Source organism: Chryseobacterium sp. CFS15, assembly GCF_031118795.1.
Lineage (GTDB): Bacteria > Bacteroidota > Bacteroidia > Flavobacteriales > Weeksellaceae > Chryseobacterium > Chryseobacterium indoltheticum.
In genome coordinates this window covers 1-1,374 of record NZ_JAVHYL010000027.1, presented here as the reverse complement: position 1 = coordinate 1,374, position 1,374 = coordinate 1, and the positions used below count along the sequence as shown (strand labels likewise).

Here is a 1,374-nt window from a genome sequence, read left to right as displayed (position 1 = left end):
TCAGGGGGATAGCCTTTCGAAAGGAAGATTAATACCCCATAATATAATGAGTGGCATCACTTATTATTGAAAACTCCGGTGGATAGAGATGGGCACGCGCAAGATTAGATAGTTGGTAGGGTAACGGCCTACCAAGTCAGTGATCTTTAGGGGGCCTGAGAGGGTGATCCCCCACACTGGTACTGAGACACGGACCAGACTCCTACGGGAGGCAGCAGTGAGGAATATTGGACAATGGGTGAGAGCCTGATCCAGCCATCCCGCGTGAAGGACGACGGCCCTATGGGTTGTAAACTTCTTTTGTATAGGGATAAACCTTTCCACGTGTGGAAAGCTGAAGGTACTATACGAATAAGCACCGGCTAACTCCGTGCCAGCAGCCGCGGTAATACGGAGGGTGCAAGCGTTATCCGGATTTATTGGGTTTAAAGGGTCCGTAGGCGGATCTGTAAGTCAGTGGTGAAATCTCATAGCTTAACTATGAAACTGCCATTGATACTGCAGGTCTTGAGTAAAGTAGAAGTGGCTGGAATAAGTAGTGTAGCGGTGAAATGCATAGATATTACTTAGAACACCAATTGCGAAGGCAGGTCACTATGTTTTAACTGACGCTGATGGACGAAAGCGTGGGGAGCGAACAGGATTAGATACCCTGGTAGTCCACGCCGTAAACGATGCTAACTCGTTTTTGGGTTTTCGGATTCAGAGACTAAGCGAAAGTGATAAGTTAGCCACCTGGGGAGTACGTTCGCAAGAATGAAACTCAAAGGAATTGACGGGGGCCCGCACAAGCGGTGGATTATGTGGTTTAATTCGATGATACGCGAGGAACCTTACCAAGGCTTAAATGGGAATTGACAGGTTTAGAAATAGACTTTTCTTCGGACAATTTTCAAGGTGCTGCATGGTTGTCGTCAGCTCGTGCCGTGAGGTGTTAGGTTAAGTCCTGCAACGAGCGCAACCCCTGTCACTAGTTGCCATCATTCAGTTGGGGACTCTAGTGAGACTGCCTACGCAAGTAGAGAGGAAGGTGGGGATGACGTCAAATCATCACGGCCCTTACGCCTTGGGCCACACACGTAATACAATGGCCGGTACAGAGGGCAGCTACCTAGCGATAGGATGCGAATCTCGAAAGCCGGTCTCAGTTCGGATTGGAGTCTGCAACTCGACTCTATGAAGCTGGAATCGCTAGTAATCGCGCATCAGCCATGGCGCGGTGAATACGTTCCCGGGCCTTGTACACACCGCCCGTCAAGCCATGGAAGTTTGGGGTACCTGAAGTCGGTGACCGTAACAGGAGCTGCCTAGGGTAAAACAAGTAACTAGGGCTAAGTCGTAACAAGGTAGCCGTACCGGAAGGTGCGGCTGGAA

1 rRNA gene is annotated in these 1,374 nt (G+C 49.8%); it reads left to right on the top strand.

Features of this window, described 5'->3' with window-relative positions:
• Positions 1–1,373, top strand: a 16S ribosomal RNA gene (locus OH814_RS20520); the annotation flags it as partial.
• Position 1,374 lies beyond the last annotated feature (1 nt).